This is a genomic window from Streptomyces sp. NPDC036822 (assembly GCF_055609145.1).
In genome coordinates, this window is record NZ_JBVJPY010000013.1 from 100,347 (window position 1) to 127,043 (window position 26,697).

The window sequence follows — 26,697 nt, forward strand, 5'->3', positions numbered from 1 at the left end:
GTGCGTGAGTGTGTGCGGGCCCGACTCCGCCCAGGAATTTCTTCACTGGTCAACCTTTGCCAGGTGAAGGTCTTGGGTCGTCATGAGGCGCGGTCCGGCACGGACCCGCGAGGCGCGTCGTGCCTCAGTCGTCGCTTCCGGCACCGCGATCGGGTGCGCTCATGTCGCCGGTCGCGGGAATGCCGTCGGCGAGCCCGTAGCGCAGATACACGGTGCCCTTCGGGCCGGCTGCCGGGGGCTCGAGGAGCGTGAGGTTGGTGGGTACCGTGCCGTCGTCGAACACCTTCTTCCCCACGCCGAGCGTGAGGGGGTGCAGCCAGAGGTCGAGACGGTCGAAGAGCTTCTCGCGCAGGAGGGTCTGCACGAAATTCAGGCTTCCGACGACCTTCACGTGCTCGTGCCGCTCGCGGATCTCCCGCACCGCGGCGGCGAGGTCCGGCCCGAGCTGCGTGGACCCGGCCCACGAGAGGTCGGGCGTGCCACGGGAGGCCACGTACTTCGGGACGCTGTTGAAGAGCGTGGCGATCTCGTCGTCCACGCCACCTTCCTGGTGAGGCCAGTAGGCGGCGAAGATGTCGTACGTCCGCCGGCCGAGCAGGAGGGCGTCCGTGCCCTCGTATGCGGCACTGACCTGCGCTCCGGCAGCCTCGTCCAGCAGGGGCGCCTGCCAGCCGCCGAACGGGAACCCCACCGGGTCCTCGTCGGGGCCCCCGGGGGCCTGCCCGACGAGATCGAGGGTCGCGAACAGTTCGATGTGGATGAGGCCCATGGCTTGCTCCCGATGAGTAGGTTTTCCCCCAAGAGATAGACCGCCGGGTGCCCGCGGACTCATCGCCGCGACCGAGAGGGCTTCCGGCCCACCCGTCGAGCCCAGCGTGCCTCGTTGTCCGGCGGCGGAAGTCGTGTCTCGGGCCCGGGTGGCGGTCAGCGGGCGGGCGGCGATCCGGCTGGAGCGGCCCGGCGGAGCGCATGGCCGGCGCAGTGGAGGGCCTTCCACCAGGCAGAAGCGCCCCCCGACCTGGCAAGCCTTCGGCCGTCGTCGTACGGGCCGTGGTCGGGCTTCCGGCCGAGCCGACAGGTGGGCGTCGGGGCGTCGTGGGCGTTTCCTGTCAGGGGCTAACGGGTGGCGAGCCGTTCGAGCAGTGCGGCGCTTCGGGCCAGCAACGCCTGCTCCTCGGGCGTGAGTTCGGCCTCGATCGCCTGCGCGAGCCAGCCGGCCCTGCGGCTGCGCTCCGCTTCGAGCGCGGCCCGGCCCGCGTCCGACAGCTCGACCAGCGTCTTGCGGCCGTCCGTGGGGTGTGAGCGCCGTGTGATCAGGTTCTGTTCCATGAGCAGCCCCACCGCCCGTGCCATCGACTGGGGGCGTACGCGCTGGTCGGCGGCGAGATCGCTGGTGGTCATGGCGCCGTCGCGGTCGAGTGCGCCCAGGACGGCGACCTGGCCCAGCGGGATGCGGTCCTCGTGTGTGACACGTCGGGTGAGCTTGCCCATCGCGGTACGCAGTTCGGCGGCGATGGCGGCGGCTTCCGGGGTGGGCATAGGGCACTTTACCCCGTTGGTCAGCCAAGCTGTGCACCTGACCTGTACAGCGACGCTGTGCAGCCAAACTGAACAGTAAAACTGAACAGCCTTGCTGTAGGGTTTCGGCTTGTCGGGCTCAGCGCCAGCGCTGTCGCAGCCAGGGCCACGACACACGACAACGCGAAGGACCTCCCATGTCCGCCATGACAGTCGGAACCGTCAACGCCGCCATCGAAACCGTCATCGCCCGCCGTATCATCGACAGCCGGGGCAATCCCACAGTCGAGGTCGACGTCGTCCTGGCCGACGGGTCCATGGGGCGCGCAGCCGTCCCCTCCGGCGCGTCCACCGGTGCCCGCGAAGCCGTGGAACTGCGCGACGGAGACTCCGCGCGCTGGCACGGCAAGGGCGTCGACCGGGCAGTGGCCCACGTCAACGGAGAGATCGCGGCGTGCGTGCGCGGCCGGGACGCGGCGGACCAGGCGGGCCTGGACGCCGCACTGGCCGCCCTCGACGGGACCGCCACGAAGTCACGGCTCGGCGCCAACGCGATCCTCGGCGTCTCCCTCGGCGCCGCCAAGGCCGCCGCGGCGGCCCACCGCCAGCCCCTCTACCGCTACCTCGGCGGGGCCGACGCCCATCTCCTGCCCCTGCCGATGATGAACATCGTCAACGGCGGTGCACACGCCGACAATCCGCTGGATTTCCAGGAGTTCATGATCGCGCCTGTGGGCGCGGGCACCTTCGCCGAAGCCGTCCGCCTGGGCAGCGAGGTCTTCCACACCCTGCGCCGCGATCTGCTGGCCGCCGGTCACTCCACGGGCGTGGGTGACGAGGGCGGCTTCGCGCCCGCCCTGCGTACCGCCGAGGAAGCGCTCGACTTCGTGATGACCGCCATCGAGCGCACCGGCTACCGCCCCGGCACGGACATCGGCCTGGTCATGGACCCCGCGTCGTCGGAGTTCTTCCGTGACGGGGTGTACGACTACGCCGGCGAGGGGGTACGCCGTACTCCCTCCGAGAACGCCGACTACCTGGCCAAGCTCATCGACGCCTACCCGATCGTCTCCATCGAGGACCCGATGGCGGAGAACGACCTGGACGGCTGGCGCGAGCTGACCGCCCGTGTCGGCGACCGCTGCCAGCTCACCGGCGACGACGTCTTCTGCACCAACGAGACGCTGCTGCGCGAGGGCATCCGTACGGGCGTCGGCAACTCGGTCCTGGTGAAGGTCAACCAGATCGGGACCCTGACCGAGGCGCTGGCCACGGTGGCCACGGCCCACCAGGCGGGCTGGACGGCTGTCATGTCGCACCGCTCCGGCGAGACGGAGGACACCACGATCGCGGATCTGGCCGTGGCGACCGGATGCGGCCAGATCAAGACCGGCTCACTCTCCCGCTCCGACCGCACGGCGAAGTACAACCAGCTGATACGCATCGAGGAGGAGTTGGGCGGGGCCGCACGCTACGCGGGCCGCTCCGCACTGCGTCGGTCGGCTACCGCTCCGGGCTCAACGTCACCTCGACCTCGCCCACGCGGGCCGTCCACCGCACTCCCCGGCCCACGGCGGCGCGGCCCTCGCTGAGCATCTGCTCCCGCATGATCCGCGCGGAACCGCGCAGGGCTGCCGCGCGGACACCGGTGACCACCTGGAAGTCGTCCAGTATCCGCAGTACCGACCTGTCGAACGCCTCGAGGGCTCCCTCGATGTCGTCCACGTTCCCGCTTGCCGAGGCGATGGGTGCGACCGACCAGGTCATCCGGAGAGGCATGGGTCAACTGTGCCCGGTCGTGGAGGGCCGGGCCTAAATGTGGCGCCCAACCGGCTGCCGGGGTGACTCCTCCGCCCAGCCGCTCCTCGGCGGGTGAACGCGGGACTCACGCTCCGCGGCCCCTCACCGACCGGCGCTTGCCGCCGCTGTCACGCGAGGCGTTGCCATCTTCGGGAGAGGGCCTGTGGGCAGACGGCTGCTATGCCGTTCCGTCCCGTACGGACTTCTCGAGGAGCGTGAACGACTTGGGCGCCCCACCCGGCTGCGGCTTGCCCGCTTTGCGTCCGACCATCCGATAGCTGGCGTCGCGGTAGTACGCGTTCAGACGGCCGTTGTCGGCCAGGCAGTCCAGACGTACCCACTCTCGACCCGCCTCGGCCACGCGTCGCTCCGCGGCCTGCAGCAGATGCCGGCCGGTGCCGGGCGGGACACTGCCGTGGTCCACCATCAGCCGGTGCACATAGCCGGCCGTCGGAGGCCGCGGCCCCCAGGCGTCCTCGTCCTCCCACCACAGCTCCCAGGCCCCGACCACACGATCGGCGACCGTCGCGAGCCACACCTCCCCGCTCCGCAGGATCCGGTGGAAGTGATCCCTGCCCAACTCGCCGGGCCGCCACTGGCCCGTGACGCCCCGGGCCAGCATCCAGCGGGCGGCATCGTCGCGCAGACGCACGACAGTGGCCAGGTCGGTGTCCTCGGCGCGACGGAAACGTACATCGCTCACGCGGCGATCGTCGCAAGGGCGGTCAGCCTGGCCATGGTGGATGCGCCAATCGTGGGCGGGTACGCCCTGGGCGGGACGTGCTCGCGCCCGCACCTCCGGTTTCCCACCTCCCGCGCGCGAACCGGCCCCTCCTGAACAGGACTTCATCCTTCGACTCGTCCGGCCTCGGAGGGCTCCCACCGCGCCCGGGCACCGCTGACGTCGTCGCGCTCAGCGGACTCCGGCCGGAGGCGTCGGCGGGCGACATCTCTGCGCCACGTACCCCAGGCCGCGGGTCACCGGCGTCGGTGCAATTCGCTGTGGCCCTCCGCTGCGAGGCGGCGGCCGGCGTCCCGGAGGCGCGGGTCGCTCAGTGCCTTGCCGTCGGCTTCCTGCTTCATGCCTCGGATGAGCTTGAAAGCTCCGCCGATCTTGCTCACGATCTGCTTCCTTCCGCTGTCTGCGTGGCTCGGGCCGGGCCGAGAGCGACCGGCACCTCCGCACGATTCCCTCGCGCAAAAGTCGCAAAACATACAGAAAAGGAAAAATGCCGCTGCTACCTGAGGGTCCTGGTCGACGGTCGGCCCGGACGGCCCGCCGGAGCGTGCCCCACGTGCCGTCCGCCGACCATCCGCGATGACGATCATGAACCGCGCCCTCCCCTTGCCGAACCGCGGCGGCAGATCGGAGCGTGCTCAGTCGATGCAGAATTCGTTGCCCTCGATGTCCAGCATCGGGATGCACGCGTCATTGCCGTCGTACAGCGTTTGCACGTGAACCGCACCGAGAGGAATCAGCCGCTCGCATTCGGCCTCAAGCGCGGCGAGGCGCTCCGCACCCACGAGGCCGGTGCCGACCCGCACATCGAGATGCACACGGTTCTTGACGGCCTTCCCCTCGGGTACGCGCTGGAAGTACAACCGTGGGCCCACGCCTGAGGGGTCTATGCAGGCGAACCACGCGCCCTGCTGCTCGGGTGCCTGCGAACGCTTGTAGTCGTCCCACGTGGCAAACCCCTCGGGCGGCGGTGGTACGACGTATCCCAACACCTCGCACCAGAAGCGAGCGAGACGCTCCGGTTCTGCGCAGTCGAAGGTCACTTGGAACTTCTTGATCTCTGCCATGGGCGCACCCTACCGAGACCGACGCGCCTGGCGTCGCAGCCCACCGGTACAGCCCACAGGGTGCGCCCGGGCGCTCGATCGGCGCCTCACGAGCCGGCCGACCGGGCGCTGTCGGCCGGCATGGACGCCCGCCGGGGTGACCCGCCCGCGCCGGTTGCCGGGCCCGGGGGAGCGGGTAGCGTTCGGGGGCAGAGTGGGCGACACCGGGGGGAGACCGTGATGGCCGACGAGAGCGCAGTCGACGGGCGCGTACGGACGAAGGACGCGCTGGCCCGTCTGTGTGCCGAGTGGGAGGACCGGCGGGCCTTGCTGCGGGAGACCGGCGACGAGGCCGTACTCGATCGGCTCCTGACCGCAGTACGCGCCGACGGTGACGTCGAGCCGGTTCTGGAGGAGCTCCACGAGACGCTGCTGCGGTGCGGCGACGCCGCCGGCTTGTACGGGAATGATCTGCGCGCGCCGGGGTCCCGCCCGGATCCTCTGCCGGCGGCGGACCCGGTCGATGTCGTGTTCCTCTGCCCCGCGGGCCGCTGCTCGCGCCTGTGGTGGCCGGACGGCACCCGCGAGACGCCGCCGACGTGCTCGTTGTCCGGGGAGGCCCTGCGCTGGGCGAGGGTCTGACGTGGGCGGGCTGCTGGCCGAGATCGGCAAGCGCCTGGCCGAGCGCTGGGTGTCCGCACTGGTCCTGCCCGGGGCCCTGTATCTGGCGGTACTCGCCGCGGGACGGTTTCTCGGGCACGCGCACGCGCTCGACGTGGCGCGGCTCGTCCGGCACGTCGACGCCCTGGCCGCGTCGCCGCGCGCCGGTTCGGTCGGCAGTCTGGCCGTGGTGCTGATCGCGGGGTTGCTGGGCGCGGCGGCCGTGGGTGTGGTGGCCCAGGCGATCGGCTCCGGGGTCGAACGGGTCTGGGTGGCGGTCGACTGCGACGCCTGGCCCGCCCCGCTGCGCCGGCTCGCCCACCGACGGGTGGCGGCACGTGCCGGTCGCTGGGACGAACTGACCCGGCGGCGCAGGGCCGAGGTCGAACGCCGCGCGCGGCGGCGGGCTCTCGAACCGCAGGCGCCCACGACCTCCTCACTCACCGCCCCCGCCGACGTTCCGTCCCTGGCGGACCAGCAGCGCCGCATCGCGCGTATCGCCCTCGAACGGCCCACCTGCCCCACGTGGATGGGCGACCGCGTCGCCGCCGTGGCGGTCCGCCTGCGCCGCGAGTACGACCTCGATCCCGCCACCGTCTGGCCGCACCTGCGACTGTGCCTTCCGGATGCCACACGCGCCGAGTTCACCGAGGCCCGCGGTGAACTGAGCCGTACGACGACCCTCACCGGCTGGGGCGTGCTGTACGCCGGCGTCGGAGTCCTGTGGTGGCCCGGGCTCGTCACCGCTGCGGTCCTCGTCCTCACCGGCTGGCGGCGTACCCGGGCGGCGACCGACCACTACGCCCAGGTCCTGGAGGCGGCGACGAGGCTCCACGCGGTCGAACTCGCCCGGCTGCACGGCCTGGTGCACGGTGAGGAACCCCAGCGGCTCGACCGGCGCATCGGCCGCGAGCTCACCTTCCTGCTGCAAGGACAGGGGCACCTGATCCCGTTGACGACACCGCGGAGCGAGACCGTCCCGGGCGGAGGAGGCACGGATGAGGCACGGGCGCGGTGATGCCCGTGCTCCGCGCGATGCCCCTCCCTCCGCCCGCTGCTCGCCCTCCTGACGACGCCCGTGCTCCGCGGCTTCGCCCGGATGGCGCGCGCCGCGTCACCCGTCCTGCAGGTCGGCTACCTGCCGGAGTGCAGATGGGCCGCCCAGAGGGAGGGCGTCGCCGGGTAACGGTCCCGCACCGCCCGCACGGAGTGGTGCAGGGCGACGGCTGCGCGGTCGGGATCCGGATCAGGACGGCGGTCGGTGCCTGCGACGGCGTCGGCGCCCAGGTGCCGGTAGAAGGACTCGGCGATCTCGGCGGCCATCCGGTCGTCGACCGACCACAACGTCCCCACCACGTGCGGGAATCCGGCGACTCGCAGCGCGCTGGTGAGGTGGATGGCCTCCTCCAGCAGGTCGGGCCCGCCGGGAGTCGCGGTGCTGCAGGCGGAGAGGTAGGCCAGCCGCGCGTGTTCGAGGTCGGCCGCCGCGAAGGCGGACACCGTCAGCGGCGCGGTCCGGTGGTCGTGGAGGAACAGCCGGCTCTGCGACGGATCCGTGTGGTCGGTGGCGCCGTGACATGCGAAGTGGACGAAGGCGCACAGCGGAAGACGGGCCAGGACCGCGGCGGTTGTGGTGGTGGAGGCCTCACCGGCCGATTCCGGGCGGGCACGCTCCTCCGTGGACACGAGAGGCCCGTGGGGCGCGTGCGGCTCGCGTGCCGTGAGGTCGATCGGGTGCGGCAGAAGGTCCCGTACGCGGCGGGCCTCCTCCGCCACGTGCGGCAGCGGGGGGAGGCCGGGAGCGTCGGGCACGGCGACGACCAGGGACCGGACGTCACCGGCGGCCGCCGGCCGGGGCCGACGGGCGTGGTTCAGCATGCGGACCGTGGGGGTGTACGAGGAGACCACGCGGTCCATGACCGTACGGCGCCGCCCGCCCGGATCCGTGCCGGTGGCCGTGTCCATGTGAAAGCCCGCGGCGTGCAGGGGCAGGAGGCCCAGAAGCCCGCCCGGAGCCCACCACACCCGGGGCAGCCCCTCCCCGTCGTGCGCGGGCGGCAGGGCGTGCCCCAGGGCTTCGAGGGCGTTGAGCACCGGTTCGGCCGCGGCCTCCCACAGCCACTCCAGTACTCCGCGGAGCGTCTTCTGCGCGGCGACGCGGTCACGGTCCGGTGCGGTGGCGTCCTCCAGCGCGCGGTAGAAGCTGTCGGCCCGGTGCAGGACGGCCTCTTCGGTGAGGAGGGGCAGCGAGCAGGAGGAGACGCCGTCCCGTGTGAGCAGCAGCGCGTCGCTGCGGTGACGGCTGACCGTGAACGTCACCACGGGTCCGTGCGCCGCCTCGGCCACGAGCTGGTCCAGGCGGGGTGGCAGCCCGAACCCGGCGAACCCCTCGCAGGCCCGGATGCGCTCCAGCACCTCCGACAACCCCTCCGCCAGCCGGTGCCGGTCACCGCCGCCCCTCGCGCCCCCTGCGCCCCTACCCGGCGGCCCGTCGCCGGCCGACGGCGCCGGCGCGGCGTCCCGGTCCAGTGCCTCGCGCAGCTCCACGAAGCGGGCGGCCAGGGCCGGGTGCCGTGCCCGCAGGGCCGTGAGATCGCTCCGGGTGTCCAAGGCCTGCGACAGAAGCACCGCCCGCCCGCCCTCGACCAGGCGCAGCGCCCGCGCGGCACGGTCGGTCTCGGCGACGCTCGGGTCGGCCAGGGCGAGGGCGGCCGCGTCGGCGGCCAGGCCGGCGGCGAGGGTGCCGAGCGCGTGCTGCCGGTCGCCCCGGCCGATGCGGCGCGGCGCCACCTCGGGGAGCGTCATGACGGCCCGTTCCAGCAGCGCCGCGGCGCGGGCGGGATCGGAGGCGGTGGTCAGCTCCGCCACCGTGCGGGCGGTGGCGACACGCATCCGCGGGGGCGTATCCCTGTGTTCGGCGACCTGCCGCAGCTCGGCCAGCGCCCTCTCCCGGTCCTGTGCGCTGCCGGAGACCTTCGCCCGCCGGAGGAGGGCGCCGCCGAGATGGGTTCGGTACGCCGTCCGGTGCTGGTGGTCGTCGCGCGTACCGTCCAGGGCGGCATCGAGGGCCGCGACCGCCTCGTCCAGGTCGCCGGCCGCCGTCGAGGCGTGCTCGGCCCGCACCAGCAGCATGCGGGCGAGGGCGAAGAGATACAGGGCGTGATCGGCGGCAGGGTAGTAGGCGGGGAGGCTTCGCACGGCGGCGCGGCTCAGCTCGACGGCTTCGTCGAGGTCGGCCCGTACGGCCGTGCGCTGGAAGCGCGTCACCAGGGCGGCCGCCAGGCTGGAGAGGTGCGGTGCCACATGGGGCCATCCCTCGGGGACACACCGGAGGGCCGCACGCCCGGTCTCCACCGCCTCGTCCAGGTCCGCCAGAACCCCGGTGCGCTCGTACCGCACCGCCAGCGCACCGCCCAGCGTGGCCAGATGAGAGGAGCGGTCGGGGTGGTCGGGGGCGGTGCGAAGGGCGGTGCGGGCGGTGTCGACGGCCGCGTCAAGATCCGCGAGCGCGCCGGTGTTCTCGTACCGAACCTCCAGAGCGCGGCTCAACTGGAGCAGGCTGCCCGCCCGGCCGGGCGCGTCGGCGTCGGCGGCCACCACGGCATCCCGCAAGGCATCCACGGCCTCGTCCAGGTCCTTCGGCACCCCCGAGTGCTCGAAACGCGCCCGAAGGACCATGCCGAGGTTGTTCAGGGCAGCGGCCGGCAAGGGCGGATGCGGAGCGGAGGCCCGCACGGCCGTACGCGCCGCCTCCACCGCCTCGTCCGCGTCCGCCGTCGCCCGTGTGCGGCCGTACCGCAGCAGCAGCACGATGCTCAGGTGGGAGAGGCACAGCGCGTGCTCGGGACCCCCCTCGGGGAGATGAGCGAGGATGCGCCGGTAGAGGGTCTCCGCCAGCCGCTCGCCCGCCGGGTCCATCGTCGCCCGCGCGCGCTCCAGCGTGCTCGCCGCGAACGGGAGCGCCGCCTTGGCGAGCGGGGCGAGCAGACCCTGCGGCAACTCGCCCATGTCCTTCACGCCCTTGATGTAGCACCAGACCAGCAGCCGGACGGCCAGTCGACGGTCGGGTTCCGTCTGCGCCGGGGGCAGGGACCGCACCCGGTGGAAGTGCAGCCACCCCAAGGCGTACTCCACCTCCAGATCGGCCCCGCTGCCCGCGTCACACGCGGCCGCGAGACTCTGCGACAGCATCAACGTGGCCGGATCCAGCACCGCGGACCCGTCACCCGTGGCGGTGACGCGGTCCACCCGCTCCCTGACCGCCGCGAGCATGTCCTCGCGCTGACCCATATGCCCTCCCCCTGCCGTCGGTTCCCCACGCCGCCGAGGCTTCGATGATGGCCCCGCCGCCGCGTCGCTGTCCCGCACTTCGGACGTTCCAGGCCGGAGCGCGGCGCCCGGCTGGAGCGGGCCCCCACGCCGGACGAGGGCGCATGAAATGGGCGGGGCCGGACACACGTAAGCCAACTGGCTCGACCGCACAGGCAGTCGGGCCGCCCGATCCCTACATGCACCGAGGAAGCGAGACGTCATGCCGCTGACATTCCGCAAGAGCTTCAGGATCCTGCCCGGTGTCCGGCTCAACATCAACCGGAAGTCGTGGTCGATCACCACAGGCGGCGGCAAGTACGGCCCCCGCCGCACCCACAGCACCACCGGACGCCGGACCACCTCGGTGGACCTGCCCGGCCCCTTCGGCTGGCGCAAGACCAGTCGCCGCGGCTGACCCACAACGTGCGCGCCCCAGCCGGAACCCGGGCCGGGAACGGGTTGCGTATGCGTTCGGAACGCGGCAACTCCTGCGCGACCTAGGGGAGACGTGGGGCGCGCGCCTCGCGGGACCGGTCGTTACGAACGGAGACGCGACGGACTGATCGGCCCGGGTGCGGTGGCCGGGTGTGTCCCTTCCAAGGTGAGTTCGCGCACGGTGGCCATGTCGCTGAAAGGCAGCAGCTCCTCGCCGACGATCTGGTGCGGCTCGCTGCCCTTGCCGGCGATCAGGACGGTGTCCTGGGGCGCCGCCGCGGCAAGGGCGAACGCGATGGCCTCGCGGCGGTCGGCGATCCGCTCGAAGGCCGTGCCGGTCGCGGCGAGACCGGGGACGATCTGATCCACGATGGCGTGCGGATCCTCGTTGCGCGGGTTGTCCGAGGTGAGGACGCACAGGTCGGAGTGGGCGCCGGCGATCCGTCCCATGTCCGCCCGCTTCGTCGTGTCCCGGTCGCCCCCGCAGCCGAAGACGGTGATCACCCGGCCTCGCGCGTAGGCGCGGATGGTGCTCAGGACCTTCTCCAGGGAATCCGGCGAGTGGGCGTAGTCCACGATCACGGAGGTACCCCCCGGCGTCTCGAAGCGCTCGAACCGGCCGGGAATGGGCGGCATCCGGTCCAGCGCGGTGACGAGGGCACCCAGCTCGTGACCGAGGACGTGGCAGGCGGCCAGTGTGGCCAGCGCGTTGGCCACCGAGTACCTGCCGGGGACCGGGATCGACGCCGGATACGCCCGCCCGCGGTGGTGGAGGATGAACCGCGTGCCGGACGCGCTGACCGTGAGATCGGTCGCCCGGTAGTCCGCCGGCACGTCGAGTGCGTACGTGGTCACCGCTCCCGGCATCATCGCCACGATCCCCGCGCCCACGGGATCGTCGGCGTTCACCACCGCACGCCGGCACAGCCCCTGGAAGAGGCGGAGCTAGGCGTCCCGGTAGTCCGCCATCGTCCCGTGGTCGTCGAGGTGGTCCTGCGTCAGGTTGGTGAAGACTCCGACATCGATGAACGAACGGTCGACCCGGTGCGTCAGCAGGCCCATGGACGTGGCCTCCAGGACCACGCTGCCGGTCCCGCGGTCGCGCATGTACCCCAGGACGTACTGCAGGTCCGGCGACTCGGGGGTGCTCAGCACCGATCGTGGCATCGGGATCAGCTCGTCGCCGATCCGGCTGCCCGCCGTGCCGATGACTCCCACCTTCGCGCCCTCGGAGATCCGCAGAGCGGACTCGACCATGTACGAGACCGACGTCTTGCCGTTGGTCCCGGTGACCGCCACCACGTCCATCTGCCGCCCCGGTTCGCCGAAGTAGCGGGAGGCCACGATCGCGGCCGCCCTCCGGATGTCCGGCACCCGCACGGCACACGCGCCCGGCGGCCAATGCGCCACCGCCGACGACGGTTCATCACCGTCGACGAGTACGGCGGCCGCTCCACGGGCCAGCGCCGGTGCTACGGAGGCAGGCCCGCCCTCCCGGTGTCCGGGCACGGCGATGAACAGGCAGCCGGGTGTCACCCGGTCCACGTCGAAGGTCGTCCCCCCGGTGATCGGTGTGCTGCTGGGCTCACCCTGGAGTACGTGGTGCTCCTGCCCGGCCAGCAACTCGCTCAGCTTCACAAGGATCCCTTCGAGGTGGCTCGGCCCGGTCGTGCGGCCGTAACCAGGCGGCAGCGCCGGCGAGCGCCGGAAGGCTGCTGTGGTGACGTGGAGCAGGGGCGGAGACCGCCCGGTGGCGAATCGGCCGGGCGGGCGCGTCAAGGGAAAGGCCGGCGCACGGCGTGGAACGCGGCGCGCTGGGGGGAGTATCGCTAGCCGTGCCCGTGCAACGTGATACGGCGGATCCGAGGCGCCTCGACGTCCGGCGCGACGGCCGGGGCGACGACGGGAGGACGCACTCCCGAGGCGGCCCGGCACAGGCCCTGCCTCGTGGAACTCGTGCGACCCATGGAGCGAGTGTACGGCCGTTCCGGCGGCCCACCGACCGCGTCACCGGCCGCCCCACCAGGGCGCTCGGAGCGGCGGTGTGCCTTGCGAAGCGACCTCGCCGGGAGAGGCGGCCGCCGCCGGAAACCGCATGGCCGCCGAGTCCGCGGCGCGGGTATCGTCCGGTCACCCGAGCCCCCGCACCGGAGCGGCCTCCGTGACGAGAGCGATGCACATGACCAGTCGGCAGGCGACGACGACCCTGTGGCGCCCCGCCGGCCCCAAGGAGCTGGACCTGGTCCGGGAGCTGAACTGGCGTGCCTGGCCGCCCCGGTTGCCTGAGCAGCCGATCTTCTACCCGGTCCTCAACGAGGATTACGCCATCAGGATCGCGCGGAACTGGAACGTGAAGCACGACGGCGCCGGCTTCGTCACCCGTTTCGAGGTCGAGTCGGAGTTCGTGAGCCGGTATCCCGTCCAGCAGGCGGGCGGGCGGACGATCCTCGAGCTCTGGGTACCGGCCGAGGATCTGGACGACTTCAACGCCCACATCGTCGGCGAGATCCAGGTGGTCCACGAGTTCCGCTGAGGTGCGGAGGGCCCGGGCGTGACGGCGGAGCTGAGCGGGCACGCCACCTCCCACGGCAATCGCGGGCACCGCTCGGTGCCCGCGGCTGTCTCCTGCGCCGGGCGATTCGTTCACTCCGATGGCAGGCGGTGCATCCGATGTCCGTGACCTCCCCCGCCCATGATCGTTACCTGCGGTGGCGGGTCTGAGGGCGGCGGCATCCCCACCCCTTCGCGTGCGGGGCGTGAGGACGGTGTCGGGGCTGCAACGGAGAGGAACGACGAGTGGGCGGCTGGATCAGTGTGGGTCTGGGGGCTGCGGCAGCCCTGTGCCCGTTCCCGCCGCACGGCGACGTCGCCGTGGTCATGGACCTCGCCGCCACCGGCAGTCGCCTGGCCGTGTGTGCCCCGGACGCATGGGTCGACATGGGCTACGGCGAAGAGGCACCTGCGACGCCGCGCCCTCATTGCACTCCGCCGCCCCCGCCGTCGTCACCGCCTCCGTCCCCCTCGGCCCCCGAGCCGTCCCCACCCGAGCCGGTCCTCTCGGCTCCGCCGGAAGCGGACCCGGCACCCGCCGCGCCGGTACCCACCGCACCGGAGCCCGTCCCACCAGCGCCCCCCGCTCCCGGGCCGAGGGTGCCACCACCGGCGAGCCAGGTGCCGATGTTCCCAGCGGCGCCGCCGTCGTCGCGCCCCGCGAAAGCGCCCCAGGCCTTCCGGTGGGAGCCGCGCTCGCAGTACACCGGCGGTCCATCGCGTCCGGCTCCGGCCGACATCTCGATGACCATGTCCACGGTCGTGATCACCCTGCCGGCCGTTCTGGCCGCGGCCGCCCTGCGGCCGGGGTCCCGCCGCCGACGCGGCTGACCTTCCTGACCCCGCAGTGGCCGGCGCTCCATGGCCGCCACCTCCCACACCGTCTCGTTCACGTCGCATCGCTCGTCCTGGAGTCGTACAAATGCCGGAATGGCTCGTCTACACCCTGGCCTCGGTCCTGGTCTGCGTTCTCGTCGTCACGGCGACCGTCGTGCGCCACCGACGCGTAGCGGCCGATGAGGACACGTCTCAAACCCCGGACGTGCTGGAATACATGGTCATGATGGTCGGCGTCGTCTACGCCATCGTGCTGGGCCTGGCCATCGCCGGCGTGTGGGAGGCCCGCAGCGCGGCCGAGGACACCGTCCAGCGCGAGGCCCAGGCCCTGTACGAGATCGACCAACGCCTGGACGTCTACCCGGCCGCCTTCCGGACGCAGATCAAGGAACACATCGACGCCTACGCCCGGCACGCCGTCACCGCCGAATGGCCCGCCCTGAAGGACGGCACGCCCGTCGACGACACCGGTGCCGAGCTGCTGGGCCGCATCCGCAGCGACATCGCCCACCGCACCCCGGCCGACGAGCTCCAGGCACAGGCCTACCAGCCGCTCCTCGACCAGGTGGCCGCCGCGGACGACGCCCGTCACCAACGCCTGGACACCTCCGGCACCACCCTGCCCGCCGCGCTCTGGTTCGGTCTCGTCGCCGGCGCCCTGGTCACCCTCGGCCTGCTCTACACCCTGCAGATCCGCCGCTCCGCGCGCGAACTGCTGCTCGCCACCACCTTCAGCGCTCTCGTGGTCTTCCTGCTCTTCCTCGTCTGGAGCTTCGACGCGCCCCTCGGCCACTCCGGAACGGACTCGGCCCAGCCCCTGAGTGACCTGCTCACCACCGCGGCCTGATCACCCACCTGCCGAAGCCCCGGACGCGCCGCGATCCGGGGCCGGGCCGCCCGACCCGGCCGCACCGGCGACATCACCGCCGCCCGACGCCGTCACCGCAATCCGGTAGACGTGCAGACGGGCGGCCGTGGTGTTTCCGGCCGGCTCGTGCTTCCTTGGCCCGGACGGCGCTACTGAGCCGGGATCGGCTGGGTGAGGTTCACCGGGTTGCCGTCCGGGTCCCGGATGTGGGCCACGCGCTGTCCCCACGGCATGTCGTTGGCGCCGCCGCCGACCGAGCCGCCCAGTGCCGTGACCCGGCCGAGCGTCTCGTCGACGTCGTCGACCTCGATGCTGAGCAGGATCCGCGGCGCCGCCCGGTTCCCCGGGTCCGCCTCGGCCACCAGCCCGAGGTCGGAGTCGCCGACGCGCAGGCCGAGGTAGAAGACCGGGCCCTCCTCCGGTACCCGGAAGGTCTCCTCGGCGCCGAACAAGGTCGTGTAGAAGCCGAGCAGGACGTCCGGGTCGGCGGTGATGATCACTGGCTGGATCGTGGACATGGCACTCCTGTCGAGAACGGTCGTGTCGCTGGGTAGACCGTCCCCGAACGGTGAACTCATCGGCAGAACCGCCCCGAGTCGAACCCTGCCCCCCACTGGGCGGCGCCCGGCCGCCCCCGCCCTCGTGACCCATGCCCGTGCGGGAGAACCGGATGGGACCTACGGTTGAAGGGCATGCCGCAGGGCCAGGCAGGAGGCTCGTATGTCCCACCACGCGACCACGGGGATGCGAGCGGCACCCCACGCCGTCCCGGAGAAGCGCGCACGCCTCGGCAAGGAGGCCCGGCGCCGCTCGCCGCGGATGGGCCACGCCGAGTACGAGCCGTCTCCGGAGAGGCCCGACCCCCTGGCGATCCTGGAGTCGCAGTCCGCGGCGCGGGTGCCCGAACTCGTACCGATCCGCTACGGCAGGATGACCGAGTCCCCGTTCCGGTTCTACCGCGGGGCCGCCGCGATCATGGCCTCAGACCTGGCGGGTACCCCGCGATCCGGACTCACGGCCCAGCTGTGCGGCGACGCCCACATGCTCAACTTCCGGCTGCTCGCCTCGCCCGAGCGGTCGTTGCTGTTCGACATCAACGATTTCGACGAGACCCTTCCGGGCCCTTGGGAGTGGGACGTCAAGCGGCTCTCGACGAGTTTCGTCATCGCGGGCCGGGCGAACGGCTTCGACGAGGCCCGACGCGCCCGCATCGTCCGGTCCACGGTCCGTTCGTATCGCGAGGCGATGATCCGGTTCGCGGGGATGCGCAACATCGACGTCTGGTACGCGAAGATCGACGCGCACCGCCTCGAGTCCCTGGCCGCGGACCGGCTCCACAAGGGTGGTCGGAAGCGACTGGCCCGCGCCATGGCGAAGGCCCGCACACGCGACAGCCTGCAGGCCTTCGCCAAGGTCGCCGCCACGGTCGACGGCAAGCCCGTGATCGCGGCGGATCCCCCGCTGCTCGTCCCGATCGGCGACCTTCTTCCGGATGTCGAACGCAGCGCGCTCGAGCACCTGTTCCGCGGCCTGATCGAGCGGTACAGCCGCACTCTGGCTTCCGACCGGCGCACGCTGCTCGAGGACTACCGACTCGCGGACGTCGCCCGCAAGGTGGTCGGCGTCGGCAGTGTCGGCACCCGCTGCTGGATCTTCCTCCTCCTCGGCCGGGACGATCAGGATCCGCTCTTCCTGCAGGCCAAGGAGGCCGACACCTCCGTGCTCGCCGCACACGTCGGCGCGAGCCGGTACCGCAACCAGGGCGAGCGGGTCGTCTCGGGCCAGCGGCTGATGCAGGCCGCGAGCGACATCTTCCTCGGCTGGGAACGCGTGGACGGGATCGACGGCAGGAAACGCGACTTCTACGTCCGGCAGTTGCGCGACTGGAAGGGCATCGCCATGCCGGAGACGATGAGCCCGAGGCGCATGGAGGCGTTCGGCGAACTGTGCGGCGTCACGCTGGCTCGCGCGCATGCGCGTTCGGGCGACCGGATCGCCATCGCCGCCTATCTGGGCACCGGAGACGTCTTCGACCGCGCCCTCGCCCTCTTCGCGGAGGCGTACGCCGACCAGAACGAGCGCGACCACCAGGCCCTGGTGGACGCGGTGCGCGCGGGCCGGCTGCCGGCGGAGGAACTCGGGGCCGCCTGACCCGAGAGCGCCTGCCGTGCCTCCGGCCGCCCGCTACCTCCGGGTGCCCGCCTTGATCAGCCCCGTTTCGTACGCGGCGATCACCGCCTGGGCTCGGTCGCGGACCGCGAGCTTGGCGAAGAGGCTGGTGATGTGGTTCTTCACGGTGGACACGCTGATGTCCAGGGCGTGCGCGATCTCCGCGTTGTCGAGCCCCGTGGCCATCAGCCGCCACACCTCCTGCTCGCGCGGCGTGAGATCGACCAGCGCGACCTCGGGCGGCTGCGGACGGCTGGGAGCCACGACGTAGGCGGAGATCAGCCGGGTCAGCAGCCGGGGCGCGACCGCGGCCTCCCCGGTGTGGACCACCCGTACCGCCGCGACCAGTTCCTCCGGCGAGATGTCCTTGGGCAGGAAGCCGCAGGCGCCGGCGCGCAGCGCCGCCACCACGTACTCGTCCATGTCGAAGGTGCTCAGTGCCAGCACCCGGCATTCGGGCAGCGTCCGCGCGAGCCGTTCGGTCGCACCGACCCCGTCCAGCACCGGCATCCGGATGTCCATCACCACGACGTCGGGGCGCAGCCGGTGCGCGAGAAGCACCGCTTCCTCGCCGTCACCCGCCTCGCCCACCACCTCGAAGCCCGGGTCGGGGGCCAGGATCAGGGCCAGTCCGCGCCGCACCAGCGGCTGGTCGTCCGCGATCAGCACCCTGATCGCCTCCGTCGTCCGTACGCTCATCGCAGCGCCCCCTCCTCGGCCTTCAGCGGCAGCCGGGCCGCCACCCGGAACCCGCCCCCGTCCAGCGGTCCGGCCTCCAGCGTGCCGCCGTGCAGGGCGACCCTCTCCCGCATCCCCATCAGGCCGTAGCCGGACCCGGAGGGCGCGGCCGCCACCCCGGCCCCGTCGTCCGACACCTCCACGGCCAGCCCGTCCGTCCCGTACGTCAGCCGCACGGAAGCCCGTGCCCGGCCGGCGTACTTGCGCGCGTTCGTCAGCGCCTCCTGCACGATGCGGAACACGGTCAGGCCCACGCTCGGCGGCAGCGGGCGCTCCTCGCCCCGCACGTCGAGGTCGACGGACAGCCCGGCCCGGCAGGTCTCGCCGACGATCCTCGCGAGGTCCCCGACCCCGGGCTGCGGTGCGGTGGGCGCCTCGTCGGCGTCGTCCCCCGCTCGCAGCACGTCCAGCAGCTGGCGCATCTCGCGCAACGCCATCCGCCCGGACCCCTCCAGGGTGACCAGCGCCTCCCGGGCCACCTCGGGGTCGCTCGCCAGGTTGGCCCGGGCACCCCCGGCCATCAGCTGCATGGTGGTGATGTGGTGGGCGACGATGTCGTGCAGCTCCCGGGCGATGCGGCGCCGTTCGTCCGCCACCGCACGGTCGGCGAGCAGGCGGCGGTTGGTCTCGTTCTCGCGGTCCCAGCGGTTCATCGCGGCCGCGGTGACGAGCACGAACAGCACGTTGGCCACACTGCCGATCACCCCCACGGTCACCGGCCATGGGGACCGCCCCACCAGCGGCATCACCGCGGAGACGAACGCCGCCGGCGCCACCACGGCCGCGCTCCGGGACCGGGCGACCGTGTAGAGCGCGACCACGGTCGTCGCCGTGAAGTGCTGACCCACCGGCACGCTCAGATTGAGCGCCAGGTCGAACAGCAGGACGGCCGCGAGCGTCCACACCGGGGCGCGCCGACGGGCCAGCAACGGCAGTGCGGCCACCACCAGCAGCACGCAGCCGGCCGGCGGGACGTACCCGTGGTCGATCTGGCTGCCGAGCGAGAAGCTGAGCAGGTCCACGATGGCCGCGCCGACGGTGACCAGCGCGTCGTTGCGCGTCCACGGCAGGGCGTCGCTGCCCGGCCCCGTCCCGGCGCCGCCGGAACGCCCCCGCCTCGTCGTCGTCTTCGGCATGCCGTGACCCTTCCCCCCTGCGGGCGCCCCCACCGACGGCTGCCGGTGCCCACGACCGACTGTCGTCCCAAGCCCCATTCTGGCACCGGTCGACGCCACCCTCCCCGGTACCCGGAGCCGATCGCGACCCAGGACCAGGGTCCTGGTCGGCGGTCCGCCCCGGCCCCCGCTCCCGGGCACCGTCTCGTCCTGCGCTCGGACGATTCCGCCGCGTTCCGCTGATGAGCTGGAGAGCAGCCGGGGGACCCCGGCGAACCACCCACCATCGGAGGACGACACGTGATCCGCGCCCTGACCGGGTTCTCCACCCGCAACCCGTGGAAGGTCATCGCCGCCTGGGCGGTGCTGGGCCTCTTCCTGACCGTTCTCGGTCAGGCCCTCGTCTACCGCGTGACCGAACCCCAGAGCGGAGAGTTCCTGCCCGCGCAGTACGACTCGGCCGCCGCCCTGAGGATCGCCGAGGAGAAGTTCGGGGCGAAGCCCGACAGCAACGCGGTGACCGTGCTCGTCGGCCGGGCCGACGGCAAGGCCCTCTCCGAGGCGGATGAGCGGCGCGTCGGCGCCGTCGCACAGGCGCTGGGCAGCCGGCGCGTCGAGATGCCCGCGCCGAGGGAGGAGGACCCGCCCGCACTGCTGAGCGAGGACTACTCCCAGACTCCCGGCGTCATTCCCGCGATGACCGCGCCGGGCCGCAGCTTCGAGCTGCTGTCCGTCAGGCTGACCGGCAACTCCATGGATCCCGGCCTCCAGAGCGTGTACCGCGTCTTCCGCGACCAGGCCGAGGCGGCGTTCGAGGAGGCCGGGATGCGCACCGGCTTCACCGGCGGCCTGGCCGACCTCACGGACACCGCGGACGCCGAGAAGACCACCCAGACCGCCGTCGGCATCGCCATGACCGGCCTGATCGTACTGATCAACATCCTGGTCTTCCGCAGCGTCCTGGCCGCCTTCGTACCACTGTTCGCCGTGGCCGTCATCGGCGGCGCGGCGGCGGGTGTCGTGGTCGGCGGCGCGGCGCTCAGCGGCATCAGGCTGGACCCCTCCACGCCGAGCCTCATCGGCGTCGTGCTGGTCGGCATCGGCGTCGACTACTTCCTCTTCCTCCTCTTCCGATTCCGCGAACAGCTCCGCTCCCGGCCGGAGCAGCCCGCCCGCGAGGCGGCGGCCGAGGTCAGCGCCCGCATCGGCACGGCCATCACGTCGGCCGCCCTGACCATCGTGGCCGCCTTCGCCACCCTCGCCATCGCGACCTTCGGACAGTTCCGCGTCCTCGGGCCGGCCATCGCCGTGTCGGTCCTGGTCATGCTCCTGGCCAGTCTCACGCTGATGCCGGCGCTGCTCGCGGCCTGCGGACGCGCGATGTTCTGGCCGTCCCGCGCCCTGAAGCGGCAGCCCGCCGAAGGAGCGGCCGGCCGCTTCGGAGCCCTGGTCGCCCGCCGCCCGGTGAGCCTCGCCCTCGTCTGCGTCGCCCTGCTGGCCGCACTCTCGGCCGGACTCGTGGGCATCCGGATGGACTTCGGCCAGAGCGGCGGCAATCCGGACACGCCGGCCGCCGCCACCGCTGCCGAGATCTCCCGTGCCCTTCCCGCCGGGGTGTCCGACCCGGCCACCGTCTACGTCACCACGAAGGACGGCCGCACTCTGACGGCCGAGACCGTCGAGGCGCTCCCTCGCGCCCTGGGCGCCGTCGACGGCGTCGGCAGGGTCGGCGCGACGACCATCAACGAGGACCGCACGGCCGCGCGGTTCGACCTGTACCTCACTTACGAGGCCCAGACACAGCAAGCCCGCGATCTCGTCTCCGGACCCGTCCGCGACACGATCGCCGACGTCGCCCCCGCGGGAACCGACGCCCATGTCGGCGGCACGGCCGCGATCTTCGCCGACATCTCCACCGCCGTCGACCACGACCTGCGCATCGTCTTCCCGGTCGCGGCGGTGCTGATCGCCCTCATCCTGCTCGTCCTGCTGCGCAGCCTGCTCGCCCCCGCGATCCTCATGACCGCCGTCGGCCTCGGGTTCGCCGCCACCCTGGGCGCCTCGGCCCTGTTCTTCCAGCACCTGCTCGACGAGCCGGGCGTCGACTTCACCCTCCCGCTGGTCCTGTTCCTCTTCGTCGTTGCTCTCGGCACCGACTACAACATCCTGATCAGCGACCGCATACGCGAGGAGATGGAGCGCCCCGGCCCGGCCCGCGCGGCCGTCGCCCGGGCCGTACGGCACACCGCACCCGCGATCGCCACGGCGGGTGTCGTCCTGGCGGCCTCCTTCGGCAGCCTCGCCGTCAACACGAATCCCTCCACCCAACAGATCGGCTTCGCGACGGCGCTCGGCATCATGCTCTCCGCGTTCGTCCTGTCCATCGTGCTGGTGCCCGCGCTGGCCGCGCTTCTCGGCCGGAGCACGTGGTGGCCGGTCCGCCCCGGCGGCGCGCGGGACCGCCACCAGGCCGTATCCCCGGCCTCCCGCCCGCAGGAGGAGCACGTCTCCGTGGGCTAGGACCCTTCGGCAGGCCCGCGGGACCCGCATGTCCGTCGGGTCCGGCCGCTCGGGGTATCCGCTCAGCCTTTCGGCGCGGCAGGGGCCTCCTTCGATGCGACGCGTCCTACCGCCTCCGGCCCGGTCGCCAGGGCCTGGCACTCCGCCTGCCAGGCGCTGCTGCCGGGGTGGAGCCGGGTGTGGAGCGGGCGGGGCCGGGTCCGGACGTCCTCGTCGGCCGCGAGCGCCGCCACCTGGCTCTCCCGTCCGGCGGGTCGGCGGGTGCAACGCCGCCCAGCACCGCCGCGACGCAATGATCAGGGACTCGGGACGTTTGGAAACGTCCACAGGGTGAAGACGATCGTTAACAAGGACTTTATCCATCGAGGTAGGAGGCACATCATGGGCATTCTGGCCTGGATTCTCATAGGTCTGATCGCGGGTCTCATCGCCAAGGCGCTCATGCCGGGCAAGGACCCCGGCGGCATCATCATCACCATGCTCATCGGCATCGCCGGCGGCCTGCTCGGCGGCTGGCTCGGCAAGGTGATCTTCGGCGTCGACTCGATCGACGGCTTCTTCGACATCTCCACCTGGGTCGCCGCCATCATCGGTTCCGTCATCCTCCTCGCCGTCTACCGGCTGGTCACGGGCAACAAGCGCCACCACCGACACGCCTGACCCACGCAGTCCGCTCGCAAACGGAAACGGCTCCCCCTCCCCGAGGGCGGAGCCGTTCCGCCGTGGTGTCACAGGCGGTGGAGGCGCTCATACCGCCCGTCGTTCCCGCGGTCTCCGCCGGCCTCGACGGCGCCCTCCGACGCGCATCGCGGGGCACGGAGCCCGCGGCGCGAGGCAGTCGGGCCGCCGTGCGAAGCACCGACGAGTTCCACGCGATCATCCATGAGGGCGCCGAGGCGGCGCGCGTCCTCGACCAGCACGGCGCGATGCTGCTCGACCTCCCCGACGACGGCACGGCCGCCCGCCCGGAGGTGCTCCGCGACGATCTGCGCCGCATCCTGCTCGACTCCCTGCCCGAGGGGACCATCCCGGTGGGGGCACAAGGTCACCGGAGTCCAGCCCCTCGGCGACGGTCGGCACGAGCTGACCTTCAGCGACGGTTCGACCGTGACCAGCGGCCTTCTCGTCGGCGCGGACGGTGCCTGGTCGAAGGTCAGGCCGCTGCTGTCCGACGCCAGGCCGACGTACACGGGCACGACGTTCGTCGAGACCTACCTCCACGACGTCGACCAGCGGCACCCCGTGACGGTCGAGGCGGTCGGCAAGGGCGCCATGTACGCGCTCACCTCCGGGAAAGGGCGGAGTGGCCCACCGCGAGGCGGGCGACATCCTGCACACGTACGTCGAGCTGAACCGGTCCACCGAGTGGGTCGGCGCACACCTGATGCCGCCGTCCGGCGACGGCGCGAACCTCGTGATGTTCGACGGCGCCGAACTCGCCAAGGCGATCGCCGCGCATCCCGACGACACCGAGGCGGCACTCACCGCCTACGAAGAGGCACTGTTCCCTCGCAGCGAGGCCTTCTACGCCGACGCCGACGAGATCCTGGACCTGTGCCTCGGCGACCGCTCACCGTCCGGCTTCATCGACTTCTTCAAAGGTGCGCCCGAGCAGCAGCAGGCGGTGGTACGGCCCTGAGCCGGCCGCACCTCGCTGCACGCCGGGGACCACTGCGGCCCGTCCGGTCCGGGCGACGGGGGCCACGCATGTCCCTGGCGGCCGGCGGAACACCGGGACGAGCCCTCGGCCCGTTCGTGCACCACAGCACGATCGAGCCGGTCCCTCGGCCCGTTCGCTCAGACAGTGCGTATCGAGCCGAAGTCGACCGCCCGGTCCGCTTCCTCCAGCACCTGTGCGGCCACCCGCTTGACCTCCGCGGGCACGTCCCCGCGCTCCCGGACGAGTGTCGCGTAGATCGGAGCGTCGCCTGTCGCCCGGCCCGTATGGTCGTACTGGTTCACTGCGTGGTCCTCCCTGTGGCGGAATCGGCTAGCGAGTCTACGGGCCCCGGGCGCGCCTCCGCGGTGCGGGTTGGTCGTACGGAACAGACCCCCGCCGCCGGGCCGGCCGGCGCACGGCACCCGGCCATGGTGCCGTGTTTGCCGACCCGCCCGCACACAGCCGGTGAGAGCCTTCTCAGCTGTAGTAGTCGATCTTCTCGTCGAGGACCTTCATGGCCCGGCACAACGCTGCCACCCGCTCCTCCAGGCCGGCACGCCGCTCGCGGAGGAAGGCCACCCGGTCCTGCGGAGGGTGATCGGCGCGCAGAATGGCGACGAAATCCCGCAGGTCCGCGATACCCAGGCCGGCCTTGCGGAAGCACGTGACCAGGCCGATCCAGAAGACGTCGTCCTCGGTGTACTCCCTGCGCCCGCCGGCGGAGCGCCGTATCGGGCCGATGAGCCCCTCGCGTTCGTAATAGCGCAGCGTGTCGATGGAGACACCGGTGCGGTCGGCGGCCGCTGCCGGAGTGAGGGTGGTCATGGTGCTCCTTCGCGTCACCACCGCTACCGCGCTTCGGCGAAGCGCGCCATGTGCTCGTCACCGAGCCGCACACGCCGTGCGGCGAGTGCCTGCTCGATCTGTTCCACCCGGCTCACCCCGACGATGGGATCGATCCCCTGCCGCATCAGCCATGCGAGGACGACCTGATTCCTCGTGGCCGCGACCTGACCGGCGACCTCGTCCAGGACCGAGAGCACCCGGGTGGTCCCCGGGTGATCATAGGTCCGCGGAAGCGGCTTGTCCGCGCGCACGTACGAACCCCACATCAGCGAGCTGTACGACCACACGGCGAGCCCCTCCGAACGCGCGAGGTCCACGTCCTCGGCGGTGAGCATGCGGTGGCCGGCCTCCGCGAGGGGGGTGTCCGGGCGAGGTTGGACGAGGGAGTGGCGCAGTTGCAGGGCCGTCCACGGTTCCACGCGCCGCTCCCGGGCGAGCGACCGGGCGCGCTCGACGCGCCAGGCGGCATGGTTCGCGGCCCCGACCCGCAGGGCCACTCCCTGTGCGACCAGCTCGCCGAAGGCTCCGACCGTTTCCTCCAGCGGCACCGTGCGGTCCTCTGCGTGGGCCCAGAGCAGGTCGATGTGATCGACGCCCAGACGGTCCAGACTCTCCTTGACGCCGGCCTGGATGGCGTGGGCGGACAGCCCTTCGGCGCTGGCCGGCCAGGAGTGCGGGACGAGCGGATTCTGCCGGACCTTCGTCGCGATCCGGACCATGTCACGTGCGCCCGGGCGTGCCCGGAGCCACGCCCCGATGATGCGCTCGCTGGCGCCGCCGACGCCACTGGGGTCGGCCCAGAAGGAGTAGCAGTTGGCGGTGTCGAGCCAGACACCGCCGGCGGCGACGAAGGAGTCGAGGATCGCGAAGGATGCGTCGCGGTCGACGTGGGTGCCGAAGCCCATCGTCCCGAGGACGATCTGAGGGTCAGTGATGTTCATGCCGCCCATGCTCGAACCTGGAGCGCGCTCCAGATCAAGGGAGTGCGGCGAAAGATCTGTCTCCGGCTGAGGACCGGCGAACGGGCACCCGTTCCTCAAGTACTGCCGTGACCGTGGTCGCGAGATGCTTCCGGGCGCTCCGCAGGCTCGCTGACCAAAGGCGCTCTCCTCTGACGCGCTCACCGTCGGACGGCCCTCACGGGCGAGCGCGAGGCTAATACCAGAAGGCCTTGACGACGGCGCGGTGTGCGTGGGCCGCGCGGCCGTAGAAGTCCCGCAGGCCGGTGTGGTGGGCAAGGAAGTCCTGCTTGGCCGCATTTTCCGGATCCTCCCACTGAGCGTACGGTGCACTGAGTTTGCGCCCCTCCACCTGCCATAGAGCTTCGAAGGAGGCTCCCGCGAGCAAGTCCGCGACCGTGGTGACCTGAGCAGGGGAGAGGATGACGAACGGCGGTTGGTGGTCGATGGGGGTGGGGACGATCCTGCCCCCGTAGATCGGCAGGTCCCATGACGAAGTCCCGCCGACGAGCGTGGGACCCGCCAGGTAGAGGTCGTTGAGGGGGTCGAAGTCCTTGGCTATGGATTCTGCGATGCCTGCCGCATACTCGGTTTCGTGGTCGTCCCAGGCCGCGCTCATGAACTCCTTCAGCGAGGCGTGGTCGTCTCGGACCTCATCTTCCGCCACAGCTCGAAGGTGAAGGTGAAAGCTCATGTTCTGCTCTCCTCGTGACTGACTGACTGACTGACTGACTGACTGACTGACGACTGACTGGCTGACTCGATCTTGTACGACGGTCTGCTGGTGTCGGCGACGGGCCGAGTCGTTGTCGCGGAGTGGCGGCCGGTACGCAGGTGGCTCGGCTGCCGCGTCGAGTGGGCACGGGTTCCATGCCGCCGGCGGATCGATGCTGCTCGGCAGAGCGATACGTCGGCACCGGTGACGGGGGGTCTCGGCGGGCCGCGGCGTCGTGGTCCCAGCCGCGAATGCGGCTGTAAGGGTGCTCGGCGCTCGAGACGGGGAACGTCGCTAGGCGATGCCGCCGTTGCTCATGAGTAGCTGGCCATTGATCCATCCGCCTTCCCTGGAGCACAGGAAGTCCACGAGGTGCGCGGTGTCCTGCGGAGTGCCCAGGCGGCCGAGGGGGGTCTGGCGGAGGCAGTGCTCCCGTACGTCCTCGGGCATCCAGCCCGTGTCGATCGGTCCGGGATTGATGGCGTTCGCTGTCACACCGAGATGGGCCAGTTCGCGCGCGGCGGCCAGGGTGATGCGGTCCAGCGCCCCCTTACTCGCTCCGTAGGGCAGGTTGCCGGCGGTGTGATCGCTGGTGAGGCTGATGATCCGACCGGTTCCCGGGTCCGCGGCGAAGCGACGTCCGAATTCGCGGATGAGCAGCCAGGGGGCGCGGGCATTGACGGCGAAGTGCCGGTCGAAACTCTCGACGGAGGTGTCGAACAGTCCGGAGTCGACGGACTCGCAGTGGCACATCACCAGAGCGGTGACGCTTCCCAGCCGCTGTTCGACCTCTTCGAAGACGCGTTCCGGGGTGTCCAGGTCAGCCAGATCCGCCTCGATGGCCGCGGTGGAGGCACCATGGTCGGACAGGGATCGGCTGATCGCCTCGGTCGCGCCGGACTCCCTGCCCCAGGTCATGCGGTCGTCGTAGGGGGACCAGTAGGTGAAGGCGATGTCCCAGCCTGAGGCCGCCAGCCGGCGGGCGATACCGGCGCCGATGCCGACGGTCCGCCCTGCACCGGTGACCAGGGCGATCGGGCGGGTGCCGGGGGAGGGCCGACCAGGGGAGGGGTGCTTCCGATCGCTGCTCGTCACGGTCCGGGATCGTTCACGACCGGCGCCGGAGCGTCAACTGCTTTTCCCAGGGGCCCCGGAGCACATGCGCCCGGATCGCCACGGCCGCGGTCCCGCTGCCGCCCCCAAGCCGCGAA

23 protein-coding genes and 4 pseudogenes are annotated in these 26,697 nt (G+C 71.9%); 10 read left to right on the forward strand and 17 right to left on the reverse strand.

Features of this window, described 5'->3' with window-relative positions:
* Window positions 1-124: 124 nt before the first annotated feature.
* Together ACZ68P_RS26435 and ACZ68P_RS26440 are read right to left on the reverse strand one after the other, a co-directional pair.
* On the reverse strand, window positions 125-769 hold the full coding sequence (locus tag ACZ68P_RS26435) for a dihydrofolate reductase family protein (protein ID WP_471010331.1): 645 nt from the start codon (window positions 767-769) through the stop codon (window positions 125-127).
* A 347-nt stretch (window positions 770-1,116) separates the two neighbouring features.
* Window positions 1,117-1,539, reverse strand: coding sequence for a MarR family winged helix-turn-helix transcriptional regulator (locus tag ACZ68P_RS26440; RefSeq protein WP_471010333.1), 423 nt, complete (start codon window positions 1,537-1,539; stop codon window positions 1,117-1,119).
* Window positions 1,540-1,715: 176 nt separating this feature from the next.
* Between ACZ68P_RS26440 and eno the strand changes: the two are divergent.
* A pseudogene (gene eno, locus ACZ68P_RS26445) lies at window positions 1,716-3,017 on the forward strand (phosphopyruvate hydratase); the annotation flags it as partial.
* A gap of 4 nt (window positions 3,018-3,021) precedes the next feature.
* On the opposite strand, the gene ACZ68P_RS26450 reads toward eno, so the two are convergent.
* From ACZ68P_RS26450 to ACZ68P_RS26470, 5 genes and pseudogenes are all read right to left on the reverse strand, one after another.
* Window positions 3,022-3,297 carry a hypothetical protein gene (locus tag ACZ68P_RS26450; protein WP_471010335.1) on the reverse strand — a complete coding sequence of 92 codons (276 nt, stop codon included), beginning with the start codon at window positions 3,295-3,297 and terminating at the stop codon, window positions 3,022-3,024.
* 199 nt (window positions 3,298-3,496) lie between these two features.
* Window positions 3,497-4,021, reverse strand: coding sequence for a GNAT family N-acetyltransferase (locus ACZ68P_RS26455; protein WP_471010338.1), 525 nt, complete (start codon window positions 4,019-4,021; stop codon window positions 3,497-3,499).
* 275 nt (window positions 4,022-4,296) lie between these two features.
* A complete protein-coding gene (locus tag ACZ68P_RS26460) occupies window positions 4,297-4,440 on the reverse strand; it encodes a hypothetical protein (RefSeq protein WP_471010340.1) in 144 nt (47 codons plus the stop codon).
* 139 nt (window positions 4,441-4,579) lie between these two features.
* Window positions 4,580-4,686 (reverse strand): annotated as a pseudogene (locus ACZ68P_RS26465) (IS5/IS1182 family transposase); the annotation flags it as partial.
* A gap of 9 nt (window positions 4,687-4,695) precedes the next feature.
* Window positions 4,696-5,124 (reverse strand): VOC family protein, encoded by a 429-nt coding sequence (locus ACZ68P_RS26470; RefSeq protein WP_471010342.1) that lies wholly within the window; start codon window positions 5,122-5,124, stop codon window positions 4,696-4,698.
* A gap of 219 nt (window positions 5,125-5,343) precedes the next feature.
* On the opposite strand from ACZ68P_RS26470, the gene ACZ68P_RS26475 reads away from it, so the two are divergent.
* Both ACZ68P_RS26475 and ACZ68P_RS26480 read left to right on the forward strand, forming a co-directional pair.
* Window positions 5,344-5,745, forward strand: a complete 402-nt coding sequence (locus ACZ68P_RS26475) for a hypothetical protein (protein ID WP_471010344.1) — start codon at window positions 5,344-5,346, stop codon at window positions 5,743-5,745.
* Between the two features lies 1 nt (window position 5,746).
* Window positions 5,747-6,781: a hypothetical protein gene (locus tag ACZ68P_RS26480; RefSeq protein ID WP_471010347.1), complete on the forward strand. Its 1,035-nt coding sequence runs from the start codon at window positions 5,747-5,749 to the stop codon at window positions 6,779-6,781.
* Window positions 6,782-6,897: 116 nt separating this feature from the next.
* Here the strand turns inward: ACZ68P_RS26480 and ACZ68P_RS26485 are convergent, their stop codons facing one another.
* Window positions 6,898-10,053 carry a CHAT domain-containing protein gene (locus ACZ68P_RS26485; protein ID WP_471010350.1) on the reverse strand — a complete coding sequence of 1,052 codons (3,156 nt, stop codon included), beginning with the start codon at window positions 10,051-10,053 and terminating at the stop codon, window positions 6,898-6,900.
* A gap of 241 nt (window positions 10,054-10,294) precedes the next feature.
* Here ACZ68P_RS26485 and ACZ68P_RS26490 point away from each other — a divergent pair, with 241 nt between their 5' ends.
* Window positions 10,295-10,489 (forward strand): DUF4236 domain-containing protein, encoded by a 195-nt coding sequence (locus ACZ68P_RS26490; protein ID WP_365717112.1) that lies wholly within the window; start codon window positions 10,295-10,297, stop codon window positions 10,487-10,489.
* Window positions 10,490-10,611: 122 nt separating this feature from the next.
* Here ACZ68P_RS26490 and ACZ68P_RS26495 read toward each other — a convergent pair.
* Window positions 10,612-12,147, reverse strand: a pseudogene (locus tag ACZ68P_RS26495) (UDP-N-acetylmuramoyl-L-alanyl-D-glutamate--2,6-diaminopimelate ligase).
* A 535-nt stretch (window positions 12,148-12,682) separates the two neighbouring features.
* On the opposite strand from ACZ68P_RS26495, the gene ACZ68P_RS26500 reads away from it, so the two are divergent.
* Both ACZ68P_RS26500 and ACZ68P_RS26505 read left to right on the forward strand, forming a co-directional pair.
* Window positions 12,683-13,042 carry a hypothetical protein gene (locus tag ACZ68P_RS26500; RefSeq protein ID WP_471010555.1) on the forward strand — a complete coding sequence of 120 codons (360 nt, stop codon included), beginning with the start codon at window positions 12,683-12,685 and terminating at the stop codon, window positions 13,040-13,042.
* Between the two features lie 939 nt (window positions 13,043-13,981).
* The gene (locus tag ACZ68P_RS26505) at window positions 13,982-14,743 is read left to right on the forward strand and encodes a bestrophin-like domain (protein ID WP_471010354.1); all 762 of its coding nucleotides are present in this window, start codon (window positions 13,982-13,984) and stop codon (window positions 14,741-14,743) included.
* Between the two features lie 170 nt (window positions 14,744-14,913).
* On the opposite strand, the gene ACZ68P_RS26510 is transcribed toward ACZ68P_RS26505, so the two are convergent.
* Window positions 14,914-15,282, reverse strand: a complete 369-nt coding sequence (locus ACZ68P_RS26510; RefSeq protein WP_471010357.1) for a VOC family protein — start codon at window positions 15,280-15,282, stop codon at window positions 14,914-14,916.
* Window positions 15,283-15,484: 202 nt separating this feature from the next.
* Between ACZ68P_RS26510 and ACZ68P_RS26515 the strand changes: the two genes are divergently transcribed.
* Complete coding sequence (locus ACZ68P_RS26515; RefSeq protein WP_471010359.1) at window positions 15,485-16,915, forward strand: DUF2252 domain-containing protein; 1,431 nt, start codon at window positions 15,485-15,487, stop codon at window positions 16,913-16,915.
* A 33-nt stretch (window positions 16,916-16,948) separates the two neighbouring features.
* Here ACZ68P_RS26515 and ACZ68P_RS26520 read toward each other — a convergent pair whose 3' ends face one another.
* Together ACZ68P_RS26520 and ACZ68P_RS26525 are read right to left on the reverse strand one after the other, a co-directional pair.
* Window positions 16,949-17,632 carry a response regulator gene (locus ACZ68P_RS26520; protein ID WP_471010362.1) on the reverse strand — a complete coding sequence of 228 codons (684 nt, stop codon included), beginning with the start codon at window positions 17,630-17,632 and terminating at the stop codon, window positions 16,949-16,951.
* A complete protein-coding gene (locus ACZ68P_RS26525) occupies window positions 17,629-18,807 on the reverse strand; it encodes a sensor histidine kinase (RefSeq protein WP_471010364.1) in 1,179 nt (392 codons plus the stop codon). The genes ACZ68P_RS26520 and ACZ68P_RS26525 overlap by 4 nt, the downstream gene beginning before the upstream one ends.
* Window positions 18,808-19,086: 279 nt before the next feature.
* Here ACZ68P_RS26525 and ACZ68P_RS26530 point away from each other — a divergent pair, with 279 nt between their 5' ends.
* The 3 genes and pseudogenes from ACZ68P_RS26530 to ACZ68P_RS26540 all read left to right on the forward strand — a co-directional run bounded on the left by ACZ68P_RS26530 (window position 19,087) and on the right by ACZ68P_RS26540 (window position 22,945).
* Window positions 19,087-21,306, forward strand: a complete 2,220-nt coding sequence (locus ACZ68P_RS26530) for an MMPL family transporter (protein ID WP_471010367.1) — start codon at window positions 19,087-19,089, stop codon at window positions 21,304-21,306.
* A gap of 381 nt (window positions 21,307-21,687) precedes the next feature.
* A complete protein-coding gene (locus ACZ68P_RS26535; RefSeq protein WP_365717136.1) occupies window positions 21,688-21,966 on the forward strand; it encodes a GlsB/YeaQ/YmgE family stress response membrane protein in 279 nt (92 codons plus the stop codon).
* Window positions 21,967-22,055: 89 nt separating this feature from the next.
* Window positions 22,056-22,945: pseudogene (locus ACZ68P_RS26540) on the forward strand (FAD-dependent oxidoreductase).
* 158 nt (window positions 22,946-23,103) lie between these two features.
* Here ACZ68P_RS26540 and ACZ68P_RS26545 read toward each other — a convergent pair.
* From ACZ68P_RS26545 to ACZ68P_RS26565, 5 genes are all read right to left on the reverse strand, one after another.
* Entirely contained in the window at window positions 23,104-23,268 is a 165-nt protein-coding gene (locus ACZ68P_RS26545) for a hypothetical protein (protein WP_471010368.1), read from the reverse strand.
* A gap of 175 nt (window positions 23,269-23,443) precedes the next feature.
* Window positions 23,444-23,791 (reverse strand): MerR family transcriptional regulator, encoded by a 348-nt coding sequence (locus ACZ68P_RS26550; protein WP_471010369.1) that lies wholly within the window; start codon window positions 23,789-23,791, stop codon window positions 23,444-23,446.
* A gap of 23 nt (window positions 23,792-23,814) precedes the next feature.
* Window positions 23,815-24,753, reverse strand: a complete 939-nt coding sequence (locus ACZ68P_RS26555; protein ID WP_471010371.1) for an aldo/keto reductase — start codon at window positions 24,751-24,753, stop codon at window positions 23,815-23,817.
* A gap of 214 nt (window positions 24,754-24,967) precedes the next feature.
* Complete coding sequence (locus ACZ68P_RS26560) at window positions 24,968-25,465, reverse strand: DUF1877 family protein (protein WP_471010372.1); 498 nt, start codon at window positions 25,463-25,465, stop codon at window positions 24,968-24,970.
* A 315-nt stretch (window positions 25,466-25,780) separates the two neighbouring features.
* Window positions 25,781-26,581 (reverse strand): SDR family oxidoreductase, encoded by an 801-nt coding sequence (locus tag ACZ68P_RS26565; RefSeq protein ID WP_471010373.1) that lies wholly within the window; start codon window positions 26,579-26,581, stop codon window positions 25,781-25,783.
* Window positions 26,582-26,697 lie beyond the last annotated feature (116 nt).